The sequence below is a fragment of the Alkalihalobacillus sp. TS-13 genome, assembly GCF_019720915.1.
Classification (GTDB): domain Bacteria; phylum Bacillota; class Bacilli; order Bacillales; family Fictibacillaceae; genus Pseudalkalibacillus.
Genome location: NZ_JAHKSI010000002.1, coordinates 130,670 through 148,248 on the forward strand (window position 1 = coordinate 130,670; position 17,579 = coordinate 148,248).

Consider the following 17,579-nt stretch of genomic DNA (forward strand, 5'->3'; position numbering starts at 1 on the left):
CACCTTTACAACTTCTTTTTTCAAGTCACTTTTATTTATCCGTAATATGTAAGTTCACGCTTCAATTTCATCCGATTATTTCAAGATTCCCAAATATTCTTCCCAAGGACCGACGTCTTCCCCATATCGCTTTGCCATCACGCGTACGATTTGTGAAATGTGGGTAAGGTCATGGACGACCCATGTGGAGACCAATTCCCTTACCTTCACGACACCAAAAGCAGGATGGGAACCTGTGATTTCCAGCTTCGACTCAGTGTCGATCAGTTCTTGGAGCCTGGTTACATTTTCGGTTCGAATCGTTTTGAACTCTTCAAACTTCTGTTCCAACGTCCTTTCGGGGGCTAAACTGAGGTGAGAGAAACGGTCAAATTCGGGAAATGGTTTACTCTCGCCTTCTTTAAGAATGAATTCCAGCCTCGGAATCCAATTGTTTTTCTCCCCCTCAATAAGGTGGTCGATCACCTGTGTGGCGTTCCACGTTCCTTCGCCTTCATTGCATTGCAGCCATCTATCAGATAATCCGGTTAAAAAATGCTTCAACGTTTGCGGCGTCCGCTCCAACACCTCAACCGCTTCCTGTAGAATAAAATTCACCATAGGGCATATCCTCCTTTTTTATATTGACTTTAAAATAGAAGATTCAGTTGCCAGTCTACACCTCTTCCATTCTCATTATCTATTAGATAATTCAATAAAAGAAGAAAAATTCCTTTGACAGATGACCATAATGAAGGTTCTCCCTTCATGAGAGAGAACCTTGATTTTACTTTTTGTATGGCGGGATACTTTGCTGGAAACGAAAGACATTCGTTGGATCAACCTTCGTTTTCACTTTTCTTAAGCGCTCGAAATTTTCTCCATAATAAGCGGTCGGCCAATCGTCAATTGATAAATCCGGCCAATTCACATAATCACCGTCCGTATAGGGGGAAAGATATTTACGTAACGCCTTCACCCATTGGACGTTCTCACTAGCCTCACCTTCTTTTTTCCAAGTTGTGTTATATTCCTGTGCGATAAGCGCCTTCCTGTGATAAAAAGCTGATTCAGTCGGACGCACTTTTTGCACCGCACCAGTAAGTGCCTGTTGCCATATCGCTGCATCTTCATTAGGTGTATTCTCCAAGAAATACTTCATAATTTTGATGCCCCGTTCGGGAATCGGTTGATAGACAAAAGACCCAGAGCGTTTGAAATAAGACGGGATATTTCCGGCTGGATAATTGAAATAGTCGAATGCCTTGTTGAATGGGACGGATGCGATTTGCACCTTCCTAGGGTTTGTGCTTTTGACCAACGGTTTGATCAGCTTTTTGAGTTCGTCTTTTATACCCACATATTGTCCCTGAGCCAGGATCAAGTTTTGTTCTTTCGCATGCAGCTCGATCGACGACGTTAATTTTTCATCGGTAAATGGAGCCCACTGCTGCCATTTGTCATACGCTCTTTCCAACTGTTCGAAGTCCCATTCGATCCGGAAAATCGAGACGTCGCCTATTGGATGGGCACGGAACTTGAATTGAGTGACGATCCCGAAGTTCCCTCCACCGCCGCCGCAACAAGCCCAAAAAAGTTCCCTGTTTTTCCATCTGGTCGCTTCTACAATTTGTGCACTGCGGTCTCCTTTTGGAACGACGATTCGGACGCCAATCAGGTTATCGCAGGTTAACCCGAAAATCCGGGACAGATAACCGATTCCTCCCCCTAAGGTCAATCCTGCAGCGCCGACGCTGTATTCCGTGCCACCGGGGATTGCCAGACCATGCTCCCAAAGTGTGTTGTATACATGTCCTAGATCAGCGCCTCCTGCAATGACCGCAGTTTTTCTTAAGACATTTACCGAGATTTTGTTCATTTCACTTAAATCAATGACAATCCCTTTATTCAGGATCGAAAAATTTTGGTAACTATGTCTTCCGCTCCTAACACGGAAAGGGATTTCTTTTTCCCGAGTAAATCTCAGCGCATTCAGGACATCATTTTCTTCCTGACAAAAAACGATTGCTCCGGGAAACTTGGATCTATATAGATTAAGATTTGTGCGGGCTTCTGGATAATCCGGATCCCCCGGTACCACAACCCGCCCCGTCAATTCAGTCGCCATCCTCTCTCTCCTTTAACTTGTCTTACAGCAGTATATGAGACAGGTTCAGGTGATGAAACGGCTGAAATGAGGGAGATTGAAAATGGGCAACTGCCCTTTATGTCTGCAATGCCCTTGCATACTTTATATCCATTGTAAATGTTCGTTCAAAGACCTGAGTTTATCAGGATTTGCCACCAGGTAGATATCATTGATCTTGCCTTCCCTAAAAGTAAATGAAACGACATGAAGCACTTGACCTTCAAGCGTTACGACAACCCCGGGGGCTCCGTTAATCATTTTACGATGAAAAACATAATCCGCAGGAAACTTCTGCATAAGGCCCAAGAAAAACTGAGTGATCCGTTCGGCAGTGTAGATTGGCTTTACAGCCGCCTTCACTTTGCCGCCGCCATCAGAATAGAAGGTCGCATCCTTTTCCAGCATTTGCAGCATCTCGGAAATATTACCGGTATTTAATGCCCGTAGGAATCTTTCAACGATCTTACCCAGTTGTTTCGAGTCCTTCTGAAATAATTCCGGTTCATGCCCGAGACTTTTTTTCGCCCTGTGAAAAATCTGTCGGCAATTGGTACTGTTTTTATCTACAATATCGGCGATTTCGTCATACTCATACTGGAAAACTTCTCTGAGGAGGAAGACTGCACGCTCCACCTCCGATAATTGTTCCAAAAGCATCATATAAGCGGTCGATATCGAGTCTTTCATAAAATACGAACCTGCTGGATCCGCTACATAGTCTTCCACTATCGGTTCTGGCAGCCATGGACCAACATACGTTTCTTTCTGATGGACTGAAGATCGCAATTGATCGATACATCGGTTGGTCGTCATTTTACAGAGATAGGATTTCACGTTGGTGATGGACTCGTGATTCGGTAGCTTTTCGAATTTAATGAACGTTTCTTGGACGATGTCCTCTGCATCCATCACACTGCCTAACATCCTGTAGGCGAGTGAAAAGAGCAATGGTTTATAATCTTGATAAAGCTGTTCAATCTCGTTCATATCAACACCTGGTTTCTTTTTAAAATGTGTGAAGCTGCACGTTTCGCACTTGCTAGAGATGCATCAACCAATAATTCCTCATCTCCCACCCAATCTCCTGCCACATACAGCCCCTTTATCTCCGGAACGTCAGGACTTGGTATTGCGCTTCGTTTTATATGCGGGAAGTTGTGCGTGACTGCAATGTGCGGCAAGTATTGTTGCTCCTTCACCTCACCTCGCCATCCGGGTTGGATCAAGTCCATGCTTTTTTCCAATAAGGATTTGCTCGTCTGGATCTCGGTTTTACGGTCTTTCGTCAAGTCATGATAGTTGACCAGGGAGACGACCGTCATGCCATCCTCACTTACCTTTGCAGTGCGTGATTGATTGGTAAAAAGGACGGGAAGATCAAGTCCGAGGACGAACTGATGATTTTTGTCTGGAAGCTTCCTTAAGCCAAGATCATAGCAGGAAGCAGTGGCTGGAATCGCTTCTTTTCGCCACCGATCCAGAGAGGTATTTTCGACATGCGGTACAAGGCGACACGCTTCATCCGGTGGTGTGGTGATGATCACATTTTCGACTTCGTACGCTTCATTATTCGAGCCGATTACACGTTTGACTTGCCAGTCGTGTTCAATTTTCTCGACCTTCATAGCGTTGAGAAGTTTAACCCCAACTTTTTCAGCCGTGGACCTTAGTTCTGTTACGATGGACGCCCACCCCTTATCAATATAGAGCACACCTTCTTTCACCCCCCGCTGCATTTGCCTTAAAACCGGACGCGCCAACTGGAGGCTAGGGGCATGAGTTTGCGTTGCTGTTCTGCAGAACGCGTAAAAGAAATGACGAATCATCGGGTAACGTATTTCCCGTTCAGCCCAATCTTGAATGCTTTCTTTTTCCACTGCCTCCACATCCATTTTACTGAGATGAGCCATCATTTTTGCTAATTGGATTTTTTCGATTCCGTTTAAGAATTGCTTTGAAAATAAAGTGCGAAAACTCATTGGAACGTGATAGACCTGATTTTTCCAAATCGTCTGTGCTGTATCTGTTGGAGGTTGCGCCCCTTTTATCGTGATGCCCAGTTCATTAAAAATCTGCATCGCCTCCCCGCCTTTATAAAGGGCATGGGCACCAAGATTCATGTATACGCCATTTTTGTTGACGGTCTGGGATCGCCCTCCGAATTGAGTGGATTTTTCGAACACAATTCCCCTCTGTCCTTCATTAGCGAGCATGATCGCCGCCGTCAACCCTGCAATACCGCCACCTATAATGGCAACATCATATTTTTCCATTTTGAACCCTCCTATCCTATTCATTAAACATGACGGATAAAGGGTTTGATTTGTGACATTGTGATACTATTATGTAAAAGAAGAAAGGGGAAATGTGTATTGATCATAAAGCCACGCAAAGAATCGCTGGAATTGAAGATTATGAGATATCTTCGGATTCGAATGAATCTTTCAGCTGAAGACGAACAATACTGTTTCAATCTTGAAAAGGGCTATGAAGGTGAGCTTAAGTTTGATGAACGGCTCGATGAACTTTTGCTCGGACGCCTGGTTCTGAATGATTTACTATTGGAGCATCGTAACACGCTTTTTCAAACCGATTCATTATTGATCTCTTCAGGGACGAATTATCTTTTTGAAGTGAAAAACTACGAAGGTGATTTTTATGTGGATGGGGACAGATGGTATTCTATGGGCGGAAATGAAATAAAGAATCCGCTGCTGCAATTGAATCGGAATGAATCGTTGTTGCGACAGCTCCTAAAGGCACTTGGTTGTAATATTCCTGTTGAAGCTTATCTTGTTTTCGTTAACCCCGAATTCCACCTTTACCAAGCACCTCTCAACCAGAATATTATTTTTCCAACCCAGCTTAATCGTTTTTTGGACAAGATCAAGAAACAACCCTCTAGATTGAAGAATGTCCACTCCACGCTGGCTGAACAACTGTTGTCTCTTCATTTAACCGATACCCCGAATTTCCGATTACCCGACTACCATTATGATAACCTGAGGAAAGGGATCTATTGTCAGAGGTGTTGTGGGTTTTATGATCAACAGAATACTAGACTCTACTTCTTTTGCGCTAAATGTGGAGAGAAGGAAGACTATGAAACTGCGGTTCTAAGATCTGTCGAAGAGTTCAAGCTGCTTTTTCCGAACGATAAGATCACGACAAACCAAATACATGAATGGAGTAATTTCATTAAGTCTAAAAAAACAATACGAAAAGTTCTGTTAGAGAACTTTAGAACTATAGGACACGGAAAATATACTTATTTTGAATAAGTATATACGCCACCTTACTCAACATTCACCACCTGCCTTTAGGAAACCCAAATTCCATTTTTCTCATTTTCAGGGTCTCACAACCCCTTCATGAGTACCTCAAAATCGGTTTCCCACTTTTTCAGGGTCTCATAACCCCTTCATGAGTACCTCAAAATCGGTTTCCCACTTTTACAGGGTCTCATAACCCCTTCATGAGTACCTCAAAATCGGCTTCCCACTTTTACAGAGTCTCATAGCGCCTTCATGAGTACCTCAAAATCGGTTTCCCACTTTTTCAGGGTCTCATAATGGATTTAAGTGCTTACCTTAGGTATTCAGGTTGCACCAACTAAAAAAACTGAGAGGATTCCCCCCTCAGTTTTGGTTCAGCAACGACACAAAATCGTTTAGTTTGGTTCTTGTCGTCATATTGTGGTTACATATTTGACTGTCCTTACAGATATAGTTCCCTCGGCTAAGATAGGTTTCTTTTCCGCTTTTCACTTTACACATGAACAGGCCGACTTCTTCATAGCCGCCGCATAATGTGCAAATGCTTTTCCGATTGCTATCCTGGAAGGTTCCTTGAATTCCCTTCAGTTTCCCGTCCACTTCAACGATAAGATACTTTCTGTTGGAACGGATATCATACCACCCTAGATAGGAAAGCTCTTTAAAATTGAATTCCTCGTGTGAAGGCATCTTTAGTTTTTTTGCCTTAGGAAACAATTTCTGCACAGTTTTTTCTGATATATTCCGAAATGGAATGACATACGCATTCAGTTCGTCAAGAAACCTCTCCGCTTCCGTTGCTTTTTCGATCTCAACCATCTCGTCAAGAAGTGGCTCCACTTTTTTATCGATAGCAGAAAAAAGATTCAGTGATTTTTCCAACGAGCCATATTTCAAAGCTTTGAGGACATCCTGATCTTTAACAGATGCATGTGCGCTTACCAGATTCCGGACTTGAGCCCTGATAAAATTGAATTGATCGGGTCTGATGAATGGTTCATTATTTGTTTTGTTCATTTCAGTTCAGCTCCTTATTTCTAATCGGACAATCAGTAAAATAAGGCGCAAAACCATGTTATCAGGATCGACAGGCGATTAGTTCAAATTCCATCCCATACAAAGTATCGCCTTTCCCATAACAGGCTTTGCATGAGCTGCTGCAAATTCTGGCAAATGAATGTTGCTGTTCGCCATTATTTACCACCTCCCTAACTAAACATTATTATACAATAAATGAATTGAAAAGTGGAAACCCTGTCTTGAAATCTCGGTACTTGCGATTTTTAGAATAAGTATTCATGCATTGTACGTCACCAAATAAACGTTAGCACCTAAAAGTTCAATCTCTTTTATTTGTATTTATTTTTCTATAAAGTGGAATTAAACTAATTTGTTAGGAGGAATCGTAATGGACGCATTGTTCCGGAAAAGGATCGGGTTGGCTGACGAGGAACCGATCACATTTGAAAAGCTGGATGAGATACTTGAAAAAACTGCACGGACCATCCCTTTTGAAAATCTACGGATCACCAATCAGGAAACGCTTGATATTACGAATGAATCGTTGATCGATAAAATGCTTGCCAGAAATGAGGGCGGGTTGTGCTACGAGTTGAATGGACTGCTCTATCTTTTCCTGCTTGAAAATGATTTCGATGTCACACTGGTACGCGGAGACGTATTCAATAGCGAAACTGGTGAATGGACGAATCTCGGCAGGACTCATGTTGCGATCATCCTCCGTCACGGAGGCCAAGATTATCTTGTCGATACCGGATTTGGAGGCAATCTGCCATTAAAACCTGTTCCGATGAATGGCGTAATCGTGACTTCATCCAACGGTCAATTCAAAGTCGAAGCATCTACGAGTGATTACGGTGACTATGTTCTTATGCTAAAACTCGCTCATAAGGATAATGACTGGCGTATCGGTTACGTGATCGACTCCAAAAGATCAGTGAAAAATCTGAGTGAATTTAATGAAATCCAAGAAGCGCTTATGGAAAACGAACGTTCACCATTCAACAAGGGACCGCTCCTTATGAAGTTCACTGACGAAGGAACGGTGTCTTTGACAGATAAGACCCTTACCCGCTGGATCAATGGAAAAGTCCACAAAGATAAAATATCGGAAAAGGCCTTCCTGGAACACGTCCGAAAAATGTTTGGCATCATCAACTGAATCCTGGCAATCATTTCTCTTTAGCCCTTCTACACTTCTTCAAATTTTTACAATTTTCTAACATTACCTTCAAACTCATTTGCTACGTTTGTTACGTATTGGATGAATGGGAAAATACGAAGGAGGAGTTACAAATGGGCGAACAAAGAGAACGAGCACTTATGGATAGGAAAGATTTTCTTAAGATGAGTGGGATGGGGATGGCTGCCCTGGCACTTGGATCTGCAGGGATGACTGGAAACGCGACTAACGTCCTCGCAAATACGAAAGGTACATCACAATCCCCATACTCATTCAATGGTTTCGGTCCTCTAGTCAAAGATCCGGGTGGCGTGATCGACCTGCCGAAAGGATTTCAATACCGGATCCTCTCTGAGGAAGGGAAATCAATGACGAATGGTGCGCCGATACCAGGTGATTTTGACGGGATGGCTGCCTTTCAAGGTCCTCAAAGATCTACCATTCTTGTACGGAATCATGAATTGAGCGGAACAGAGTCTGCAGTACCAGGCAAAAACCCATACAATCGTCTAGCACCAGGTGGGACGACTGCCTTGATCATCGGACCGGATCGTAAAGTACATAAAGAGTATGTCACTTCATCTGGTACGATGCAAAATTGCGCTGGAGGAGCAACACCTTGGGGAACATGGCTCACATGTGAAGAAACACGTATCGATGGCCATGGGTATGTATTTGAAGTCATGCCTGACGATCCGGAAAACAAACTATCAAAAACCCCGATCCGTGAGATGGGTTTCTTTTCACATGAAGCGACAGCCGTCGATCCAGCAACAGGGATCGTTTATCTTACAGAAGATGATTTCCGTGGAAAGATCGACCCAGACGATCCAGCTAATGATGAACGATCCAGTTTTCTATACAGGTACATTCCGAATGATCGGAGTCCAAAACCTGGCGCCCTGCAAAAAGGTGGGAAACTACAGGCTCTGGCGATTGAAGAAAAGACGAATCCAGATGCTGACTTCATGAACCCGGGGCAAAAATTCGGTGTGATCTGGAAAGATGTCAATAAAGAAGAGCCGCATGATGATGCGCTTAATAGCGGATGTGTACGGTTCAATCGTTTGGAAGGTGCTTATTTTGCAGGCGGGGTTTTCTGGTTTGATGATACGGCTGGAGGAGAAAAGCGTCTCGGTCAAATCTACCGCTATTTCCCTTCTACTGAAACGTTGGAGTTGTTTTACGAAGGGACTGAAGCAAATAAAATGGAAAGCCCGGATAATATCGTCATCACCCCTTGGGGCGACCTCATGTTTGCAGAGGATGGCTCTGGGGGTAACCGGGTGATGGGTATTACACCTGAAGGCGAAGTATATGCTTTTGCCAACAATCGGATAAACAATTCAGAGTTTTGTGGACCGACCTTTTCACCAGATGGAAAAACCCTTTTCCTTAATATACAGTCTCCAGGCCTCACCTTTGCAATTTGGGGACCATTCGGTTACAGAAACGCTGGACGCCAACGGCAAATGGGACACGCCACTCCTCCAAGGAATTTCGCACCGAAATTGTCCCCTGAAATGTCTGAGATTGCAAGACGAAGCGGTATATCGGAACTTGAAGCAGCCGCGTTCCTTCGACATGGGGTGAATCTGACATAGTTTCATAGTGATTTGATAAAAGGTTTGCTGAACTTGTCTTCAGCAAACCTTTTTCTATAAATGCGAAGCCACTATTTTGTTTGTCCAACCATTTTTTCCAGCTGTGCCTCCAGACGATCCAAGTTCTCTTCATTTGCCTTGTAGCAAAATTCTTTGATCTTTTTACATTCATCGGCTGATTCGAAGAGCATTCGCCAGGTCAGCTCGGTTTTATCTTCCCTTTCCTCAAGGGTAACCGATAGTAGGAATACATGATTCGGCTCCAGATGCCGGAGGACGATTCGTTCAGGTTCCACGACCTCGACGAAAACACTCTTATTTTCATAGTCAACACCATTAGGACCGTGCATCGTATAACGCCAAACCCCATCAGGGCGCTGATCAAATTCATGGAACGTATTCGTAAAACCCTCTGGCCCCCACCACTTTGCCAAATGATCCGAATTGGTGAACGCTTGGAACAACTTTTCACGCGGCATATCGAAAATCCTTGCATTCACGATCTCCCGGTCTGCCTCCCCCACTTTCCGAAGCTCCTTACCAAGATTATCAAGCATGATCGCTGTTCCGTGTTCACGAGCAGCTGCAGAATCGTGCCCATCCAGGAATGCACCCTGCTCGGTGTAGATCAATTGGGTTCCAGATCCAGCTGGCTTGAACTCGACAGTGGACACAGATACAGAAATCCTCGTCTCTTCTAGATCCATTGTGTAGGAGTAGACTATCCGCTCATCTTGCACAATTTCCTGATACAGCGCCTTAAAAGTGTAGACAGGACCCCCGGGAGGCCCGCCCATGTTGCTCTCCACTCCCCCAACTTTAAAATCGAATTCATCTGCTCCTGCAAACCATTTTGCTTTGAAAGCAGGATCTGCCCACGCTGCAAAAACTTGTGCAGGTGAGGCGTCGTAATTTTTCTCAATCACAAAGGTATCATGTGTAGCATAACGTTCACTCATGATTTTTCCTCCCTTGACTTTGATTTTTTATAAGGAAATCATCAAGACGATCCAAATGGTTTTCCATGTTATTTTTTCGCCCAGCAAAAAAATTTTCATGGCTCTTTTTCATCATACCGAACAGTTCCGTAAAATTTCCGACAGTCAATGGTTCTTTCGTTTGCATGAGGGCTGAAACATTTTGTAATTCCTTCAACAACTTCTGTTGAATTCTGATATTTTCTTTGAGCCGGTCGATTTGAAGGGAGACGACTTCGGCTGGGTCATAGTTCGTATCGGATAGAATGCTTTTAATCTCCTCAAGCGACAAGCCGACATCCTTCAACGAAAGAACCTGCTGGAGACGAGACAGATCTCTATCGTCATACAATCTATATCCCGAATCTGAATAATGGGAAGGCGAAAGCAAACCGATCTGATCATAATATCGCAGCGTCCTGACCGTTATCCCTGTTAACTCTGCCAGCTCCCCTACTTTCCATACAACGTTATCTTCAATGATCATCCCCTCATTTCGCGCGCTGGATTTACCGGTGATTCAACTATAAACCATTACGTCACGTAAGGCTCAAGACATATTTTATTTATGTAACAAAGGCTTTGTTAAATATTACAGTTGATTTCTGTATAAGTTTAATTGAAGCGAATTTGCGACACTCCTACGGGAACACAGCGAGCCCGCGGAAAGGGAGCGAATTTCGGGAAGATCAACAATAAGGTATAACAAAGCCATAAAAAAAGGAATCACGTTTGTGTTGGAGAATAGACTTAAATGACTGAAAAACGATTGAAGGAGTGATGACTAATGTTCTACAAAATCTGTGCCAAGTCTGAAAATAAAATAACGAGTGAGGGTCATTCTACCCTAGCGTGTCATTGATCCTCACAATATCAGGAGGATGAAAATGAATTACCAGGCAGTTGTTAAAAAACATTTACAAGCCATCCAACAGAAAGATTTAGCGTCCTATTCAGTGACATTATCCAAAAACGCAGATGTCAGCGTTGTTATGCCAAACGGACATTTTGTTGAGGGATATCAAAAAGTGATCAATTTCCATAAAGATTGGTTTCAAGATCCTGACTGGACCTTCCAATACACCTTGGTGAAAGAAGAAGTCTTCAGTGATATGGGTTATAGCGTAGTTAAAGTCAAGTATGAAGATCTGGATCAAAACGGCGAACCCTATAACAAAGAGTATTATCTGACATTGGTATTTCGTAAACTGTATGACTCATGGTATCTGGTACATGATCAAAATACATTTATGAACTAGTAATGCAGGCTGTCCCAAAAGTGTCTGAGTCCCTCCGACCTGAAAAATCGTGGTTTGATACGAAATATTTGTGTTGGAGGTGTCTGACACTTTTCTTTTAGGACAGCCTTTCCATTAGCTAAACAATTTTATACATCAGAACATCATCCGCGTATTCATTATCACCGAATTTGAATTCTTTGACTTTCCGTCCTTCCTCTACAAACCCCATGCTTTCATATAAGGCGATTGCCCGATGGTTGGTCGAGAATGCGCCTAAGCAAACTTTTTCAATCAATGGATTTTTCTCTGCCCAGGCTAACATCCCTTGAAGCAACTGCTTCCCGATCCCTGAACCTCTATATTCTCTTTTGATCATCACCCCGAAAGAACCGGTATGCGCCATTCTTTTTCGCACTTGTGAGATGAATACGATCCAGCCCACAACTTTCCCATCGATTTCTGCCACAATCATGATATCACGTGGATTCGCTGATATCTTTTCGATCCATTCCCGCTGTTGCTCCGGTGTTTTTTCGAAGTCCTCTGGTACATTTATAAAATAGTCACGCTCTCCAATTACTTCCCGTTGTATCTCTAAAACCACCGAAGCATCCTCTACACAAGCAGTCCGGAGCATAGCCTTCTCATTCTTTATCACAGTCACTTAATTCACCCCATCGAAATATTAAATGCAATACCAAATTCTCCACTCGCCACATTGAACCCTCTTTTTTGCGTATAAATGATTTGTTCCTTTTTCCAGAAAATAGTTTACAATAGAAGTACCAATAAACGAGGAGGTCTTTTACATGAGAAACATGAAAAGTCGGAAAGTCCAATTATATAAGGGAGGAACACTCACGTAATTTATAGCAGTGTACCCCCTTATATGTGTTTTACGAATGAACACTAAAAGGGGTATTACATGCAATTTCCAATCAAAAAATTTTTATCGTATTATAAACCGTATTTAAAAATGTTCTTAACCGTATTAGGCTGTGCGTTTTTTGCATCCACTCTGATCCTCGTTTTTCCTTTACTCGTGCGTTACGTGACGAAGGATGTGCTGGCAGGGGAGCTTTCCACTGTAATGGATGATGTGTTCTGGGTCGGCGCACTCATGCTTCTCCTGGTTGCGTTACAAAATATCGGAAACTACATCGTAGATTACAAAGGACACGAAATCGGAGCGCTTATGGAAAGGGACTTGAGGAGTGAGCTATTTGCACATATGCAGAAGCTTTCCTTCAACTTTTATGACAAGGAAAAGACAGGTCAGCTGATGTCCAGGATCTCCAATGACTTGCTACTCCTTTCCGAGCTCTATCATCACGGTCCAGAAGACTACACCAAGTACCTGGTCCGCTTCATAGGTGGCTTCGTCATCCTATTTTTCATCAACGCACCCTTGACGATCGCCGTCTTTTGTATCTTATTAGTCCTTCTTATATTGTCTGTGTACTACAATAAGCTGTTGAACACGGCTTTAAAGAGGAACAAAGAACGGATTGCAGATGTGAATGCACAGGTTGAGGATAGTCTTGGCGGGATCCGTGTCGTAAAATCGTTCGCCAATGAAGGAATCGAAATCGAAAAGTTCAATCGGGAAAATGACCGTTTCCTTGAAAGTCGTAGAAAAACCTATTGGACCGAAGCTGTCTTCTACAATATTTCAGAAACACTCATCCAATTGATCACTGTCACCGTCGTAATCATCGGCAGTACTAGAATTATCCATCAAACACTCGATTTAGCGGATCTGATTACATTCTTACTGTATATCGGGTTCATGGTAGAGCCGATTCAACGACTGACCTTTATGAGCACACAATTTCAAGAAGGAATTACCGGTTTCCAGCGCTTTATGGAAATCATGAATCTGAAGCCGGCGATTGAGAATAGCAAAAATCCGATCACACTTGACGAGGCGAGTGGCGAAATTGAATTCAGGCAGGTCACATACCGCTATGATGCTGATCTAAACAATGTCTTTGAAAATCTGACTCTACACGTTCAACCCGGCGAGTACGTTGCCTTAGTCGGCCCGTCCGGTGTTGGAAAAACGACATTATGCAATCTGATCCCACGATTTTATGATGTGACCGATGGGGAAATTTTGATTGACGGGGAAAACGTTCAAAATATCGACTTGTCTTCTTTGAGAAAAAACATCGGGACAGTCCAACAGGATGTCTATCTTTTTGCAGGCACGGTGATGGAAAACATCCGTTACGGAAAACCTGATGCAGAGGATGAAGAAATCATAACGGCTGCGAAACATGCCAATGCCCATGAGTTTATCATGAGCCTGCCGAACGGCTACCACTCCGAAATCGGGCAAAGAGGCGTCCGCCTGTCCGGCGGTCAAAAGCAACGACTCAGCATCTCTCGTGTCTTTTTGAAGAATCCACCGGTACTGATACTTGATGAAGCGACGAGTTCACTAGATAATGAGAGTGAAAGTATCGTAAAAGATTCGCTGGAAGTGCTGGCGAGAGGGCGTACGACAATCGTAATTGCCCATCGACTCTCCACGATCCGAAATGCACAACGAATTGTCGTGTTGACCAGGGATGGTATCGCAGAACAGGGAACTCATGACGAATTGCTCGCTCGTGGCGGTACCTATGCACAGCTTTATTCCAAGCAATTTGAATTTCAGGTATAAACAAAACGGCTGTTTACCTTTCTTGTACAAGGTGAGCAGCCTCTTGTTTATGGTCCATCCGTCTTACGAAATATAGAATATGGAGCCTCTCATATAAAAAAGAGAAGCTCCAACTCTCAGTTCATTTATTTCGTAGCACACTTAATGCATCACTCCAGGCAATCACCTGGTCAATCATCGCCTCCACTGAAGATATTTGATAAGATGCAGGTTTGAAATCACTAAAGTTTTCAAAATCGGTAAAGAGCGAAAGTCGAACTTGAGCCTTTACGTCAGCAACCTGAAGTTCACCCATGATCATCCTGAGATTCTCAACGGCACTGATTGCTCCTGCAGCCCCATACCCTACAAAACCAGCAGCCTTATTGGTCCATTCATTATATAAAAAATCGATTGCGTTCTTAAGTGCAGCGGAAGTAGCATGGTTATACTCAGGTGTCACGAAGATATAGCCATCGAAGGAAGCGATTTTCCTGGACCATTTCTTTGTATGCGGCTTTGTGTATTGACCTAAAGCCGGAGACATTGGTTCATCCAGCAGTGGAAGATCATAGTCCGCAATATCGACAATCTCAAACTCAGCATCCGTACGCTCCTTTGCGATACTGTGCACCCAACGGGCGACTGCTTCACCGTTTCGTCCTGGTCTTGTGCTCCCGATAATGATTGCTATTTTTTGCATAATGTATTCCTCCCTGAAATCATTTAAATTTTTTAAAAGATCATTTTGTGATCGTTCTTTTACATTACAATCATGATTCACTTTTCATTGACTGTCTGATCTTCCCCGACAATTTTAGAACGAATGATTATTCCCCTGTTGAACTGGATGACGTAAAGAGACAGGATGCCTACATGTAGAACAGCGAGAATCAGAAAGATATTGCTGTATATTGCACCGTCCGAGTAGTGATGTACCGGATTCCAATGGCCTGCAGACCCCAGATCCACCATCTTCCCGTATACCCCTGTAGCCATTCCACCTCCAATAAAATTCAACATCGTTAAAAGCCCCATCCCCACTCCAGCCTGTTTTTTCGATAAGGTCATCGATACTGAATTGGACATCGCGATCATCATGAACGTTTGCCCAACATTACCAAGTATCAGAAAGATCGCTATGAGCACGGGTGACACCCCTGTAAAGGTGGATAGTAAAACAAAACATGATACAAGTAACATGGAGGCGATGAAAAACAAATACGAATTGCCTTTCAAGTCTGCCAGCCTTCCCCCGCTTCGCCCCAGGATGGCTGAGGCTGCTGCCCCTGGAACAAGGGCAAAACCAATCCAGCTGGGCGGGAGCTGATGGATATCTGCCAAAAGTAATGGGCTAAGGTAATAAAGGGAAAAACCGATTCCGCTTATCAGAAAAGTGATGACCAGCCCAATGGTATAGTTCTTGATACTGAAAAGACCAGGTTGTATGAAGGGCTCTTGGACAGAACGTATTCGTACAATGAAAAGTACGAGAGACAACAATCCTCCAATAACGAACAACCATGCTCCAACCGTAACGCCCAGTAACAGTAGAGTCACTGAAGCAGCCAGCAGTCCTCCTCCCATCCAGTCAAGTTTTGTATGACTCCCACGCTCATCTCCCAAATATTTTCGGTAGAAAGGCAACGTAATCAAGATGAACAACGGTATACAGAATAACCATCGCCAATGAACCACACTTAATATCAAAGCAGACATGACCGGACCAAGTGCACTACCGAGGGCCAGCCCGACGAATGCCAGCCCCATGGCGGATCCACGACGTTCAGGTGGGAAATAGCGGATGGGAATAAGCATAGCTATTGCAGGGATTGCTGCTGCTCCCATTGCCTGTATACACCTCCCGACAAGGACCATCCAAAAGGTCTGGGAAGTGAGCCCGATGAGTGAACCTATCGCAAAAAGTAACAATCCGAATGTCAGAAGGTCCTTAAGCTTGTAATGGTCTGCGAGTTTCCCATAAATGATCGTCCCTATACCGTAAATCAAAGCATACGATGATGTGACCCAGCTTACTTGGGCATTCGTGAGACCAAACTCTTCACTTATTTGTGGGAGGACAAAATTGAACATCAACACGCTCATCGCGGAGAGGACAAGAGTGAACATCACGATCTTCATCAATTTTTCTCCAGTTTGTTGCTGGACATCTAACTCCATATTCATTCTCCTTTCTTAACAAATCTAAATGGTAATATCTCCTCCTTTATTCACTTAAATGTCTGTCACTACTAACTGACATTTCATTTTAAAAAATGTACTAGGGTCTCAATGCCCTAGTAAATATCGAAACACTCGCTTCAATGAAGGAATCGATAGGAGTACCAGCGAATATTGGATCATTGTTCATCCTGCCCATCGCCGCACCAAAATTCATGTACAAAAAAGCTTTGGCGTTGCTTTCAAAATCTGTTTCAATGATCTTTCCCTTTTTATACATTTCCTCAAAGTACCCAGTTAAGAATTCTTTTAACTGTTGAGGATGTTGGTGTGTCCGTTCACGAAATCCTGGGAGGCTATCGCCAACCTTGGTGCTTATTTTAATCAATTTCCGATTCTGATACATGATCCTGTGGTAGCTGCGGCAAACCATCAGCAAGTCCTTTTCAAGATCCCATTCGATTTTTTTATGAAACAGGTCTTTCATTTCTTCCGCATAATGATAATGATTGAAGGCGGATTCTAATAAGTTCTGTTTACTTTGAAAATGACGGAACAGTGTTTTTTCACTGAATCCAGCCTTGGCTGCGATTTCTTGAGTGGACACTCCGTTATAGCCATTTTCTGCCATTAGGTCGATTGCTGCCATCATAATCTTTTCAGAAGTATGCATCTTTTTATTTCGATTCATCTCAATACCCTCACCTACAATGTCAGTGTTCCCTGACATCAATATATTACATCTTATGATTGATGTCAACAAAATGATGCCCTATTTCAAAACTATATCAGATTTTCTATCAACAGATTCTTTAGAGCCGACCCTCTTTTGCCATCCAGAAGCCCACATAAAAAGATCTATTCCATAAACTCCATCCTGCTAATCTGGAAAACGTCACGATTATTCCTTGACAAGAATATTCCTTTTATGGTATATTTAATACATGGAAAAAATATTGAGTGCACTTGCAGAATCTAACCGCTTGAAAATCATCGAACTTTTGCGTGATGAACCTCATACTGTTGGGGAAATCGCCGATCAACTTGGGATTCGTCAGCCTCAAGTTTCCAAACACCTACGTGTGCTCAGTGATGCAGGACTCGTTGAGGTGAATCCGATCGCCAACCGTAGAATTTATAAGCTTCGGCAAGAACCGTTCATGGATCTTGACGATTGGCTGGATTCTTTCCGAAACGTGTGGAATGAACGATTCGACCAATTGGATGAGTATTTGCAGGAACTGAAGGAAAAGGAACAAGGTGAATAAGAAGCATTGTCAATTTTAAAAGGAGGTGCACTGTTTTTTTACTGGAAATAATATT

General features: G+C 43.2%; 17 protein-coding genes. 6 read left to right on the forward strand and 11 right to left on the reverse strand.

All coding sequences use genetic code 11. The features are described 5' to 3' along the window. Positions 1-75: 75 nt before the first annotated feature. The 4 genes from KOL94_RS17415 to KOL94_RS17430 form a co-directional block, all read right to left on the reverse strand. Positions 76-597: a DinB family protein gene (locus KOL94_RS17415; protein WP_221568247.1), complete on the reverse strand. Its 522-nt coding sequence runs from the start codon at positions 595-597 to the stop codon at positions 76-78. A gap of 169 nt (positions 598-766) precedes the next feature. Then, positions 767-2,107, reverse strand: a complete 1,341-nt coding sequence (locus KOL94_RS17420) for an FAD-binding oxidoreductase (RefSeq protein WP_221567875.1) — start codon at positions 2,105-2,107, stop codon at positions 767-769. Between the two features lie 123 nt (positions 2,108-2,230). Beyond that, positions 2,231-3,115, reverse strand: a complete 885-nt coding sequence (locus tag KOL94_RS17425; protein WP_221567876.1) for an RNA polymerase sigma-70 factor — start codon at positions 3,113-3,115, stop codon at positions 2,231-2,233. Next, entirely contained in the window at positions 3,112-4,401 is a 1,290-nt protein-coding gene (locus KOL94_RS17430) for a phytoene desaturase family protein (RefSeq protein ID WP_221567877.1), read from the reverse strand. Before KOL94_RS17430 ends, KOL94_RS17425 begins: the two co-directional genes overlap by 4 nt. 99 nt (positions 4,402-4,500) lie before the next feature. Here KOL94_RS17430 and KOL94_RS17435 point away from each other — a divergent pair, with 99 nt between their 5' ends. Continuing rightward, complete coding sequence (locus KOL94_RS17435) at positions 4,501-5,409, forward strand: nuclease-related domain-containing protein (RefSeq protein WP_221567878.1); 909 nt, start codon at positions 4,501-4,503, stop codon at positions 5,407-5,409. Between the two features lie 357 nt (positions 5,410-5,766). Here KOL94_RS17435 and KOL94_RS17440 read toward each other — a convergent pair whose 3' ends face one another. Beyond that, positions 5,767-6,420, reverse strand: coding sequence for a FusB/FusC family EF-G-binding protein (locus KOL94_RS17440; protein WP_221567879.1), 654 nt, complete (start codon positions 6,418-6,420; stop codon positions 5,767-5,769). Positions 6,421-6,811: 391 nt separating this feature from the next. Between KOL94_RS17440 and KOL94_RS17445 the strand changes: the two genes are divergently transcribed. Beyond that, positions 6,812-7,585 carry an arylamine N-acetyltransferase family protein gene (locus KOL94_RS17445; RefSeq protein WP_221567880.1) on the forward strand — a complete coding sequence of 258 codons (774 nt, stop codon included), beginning with the start codon at positions 6,812-6,814 and terminating at the stop codon, positions 7,583-7,585. 134 nt (positions 7,586-7,719) lie between these two features. Beyond that, positions 7,720-9,210, forward strand: coding sequence for an alkaline phosphatase PhoX (locus KOL94_RS17450; protein ID WP_221567881.1), 1,491 nt, complete (start codon positions 7,720-7,722; stop codon positions 9,208-9,210). Positions 9,211-9,281: 71 nt separating this feature from the next. Here KOL94_RS17450 and KOL94_RS25675 read toward each other — a convergent pair whose 3' ends face one another. Beyond that, positions 9,282-10,169, reverse strand: coding sequence for an SRPBCC family protein (locus tag KOL94_RS25675; protein ID WP_221567882.1), 888 nt, complete (start codon positions 10,167-10,169; stop codon positions 9,282-9,284). Beyond that, entirely contained in the window at positions 10,162-10,674 is a 513-nt protein-coding gene (locus KOL94_RS17460; RefSeq protein ID WP_221567883.1) for a MerR family transcriptional regulator, read from the reverse strand. The genes KOL94_RS25675 and KOL94_RS17460 overlap by 8 nt, the downstream gene beginning before the upstream one ends. 400 nt (positions 10,675-11,074) lie before the next feature. Here KOL94_RS17460 and KOL94_RS17465 point away from each other — a divergent pair, with 400 nt between their 5' ends. After that, a complete protein-coding gene (locus KOL94_RS17465; RefSeq protein ID WP_221567884.1) occupies positions 11,075-11,446 on the forward strand; it encodes a YybH family protein in 372 nt (123 codons plus the stop codon). Between the two features lie 118 nt (positions 11,447-11,564). Here the strand turns inward: KOL94_RS17465 and KOL94_RS17470 are convergent, their stop codons facing one another. After that, entirely contained in the window at positions 11,565-12,092 is a 528-nt protein-coding gene (locus KOL94_RS17470) for a GNAT family N-acetyltransferase (protein ID WP_311775187.1), read from the reverse strand. A 261-nt stretch (positions 12,093-12,353) separates the two neighbouring features. On the opposite strand from KOL94_RS17470, the gene KOL94_RS17475 reads away from it, so the two are divergent. Continuing rightward, a complete protein-coding gene (locus KOL94_RS17475; protein ID WP_221567885.1) occupies positions 12,354-14,096 on the forward strand; it encodes an ABC transporter ATP-binding protein in 1,743 nt (580 codons plus the stop codon). A 121-nt stretch (positions 14,097-14,217) separates the two neighbouring features. Here the strand turns inward: KOL94_RS17475 and KOL94_RS17480 are convergent, their stop codons facing one another. From KOL94_RS17480 to KOL94_RS17490, 3 genes are all read right to left on the reverse strand, one after another. Continuing rightward, positions 14,218-14,778: an NADPH-dependent FMN reductase gene (locus KOL94_RS17480; protein WP_221567886.1), complete on the reverse strand. Its 561-nt coding sequence runs from the start codon at positions 14,776-14,778 to the stop codon at positions 14,218-14,220. Between the two features lie 77 nt (positions 14,779-14,855). Next, a complete protein-coding gene (locus KOL94_RS17485) occupies positions 14,856-16,256 on the reverse strand; it encodes an MFS transporter (protein ID WP_221567887.1) in 1,401 nt (466 codons plus the stop codon). A 100-nt stretch (positions 16,257-16,356) separates the two neighbouring features. Next, positions 16,357-16,947 (reverse strand): TetR/AcrR family transcriptional regulator, encoded by a 591-nt coding sequence (locus KOL94_RS17490; RefSeq protein ID WP_221567888.1) that lies wholly within the window; start codon positions 16,945-16,947, stop codon positions 16,357-16,359. 253 nt (positions 16,948-17,200) lie between these two features. Between KOL94_RS17490 and KOL94_RS17495 the strand changes: the two genes are divergently transcribed. Continuing rightward, a complete protein-coding gene (locus KOL94_RS17495) occupies positions 17,201-17,524 on the forward strand; it encodes an ArsR/SmtB family transcription factor (RefSeq protein ID WP_221567889.1) in 324 nt (107 codons plus the stop codon). Positions 17,525-17,579: the final 55 nt, after the last annotated feature.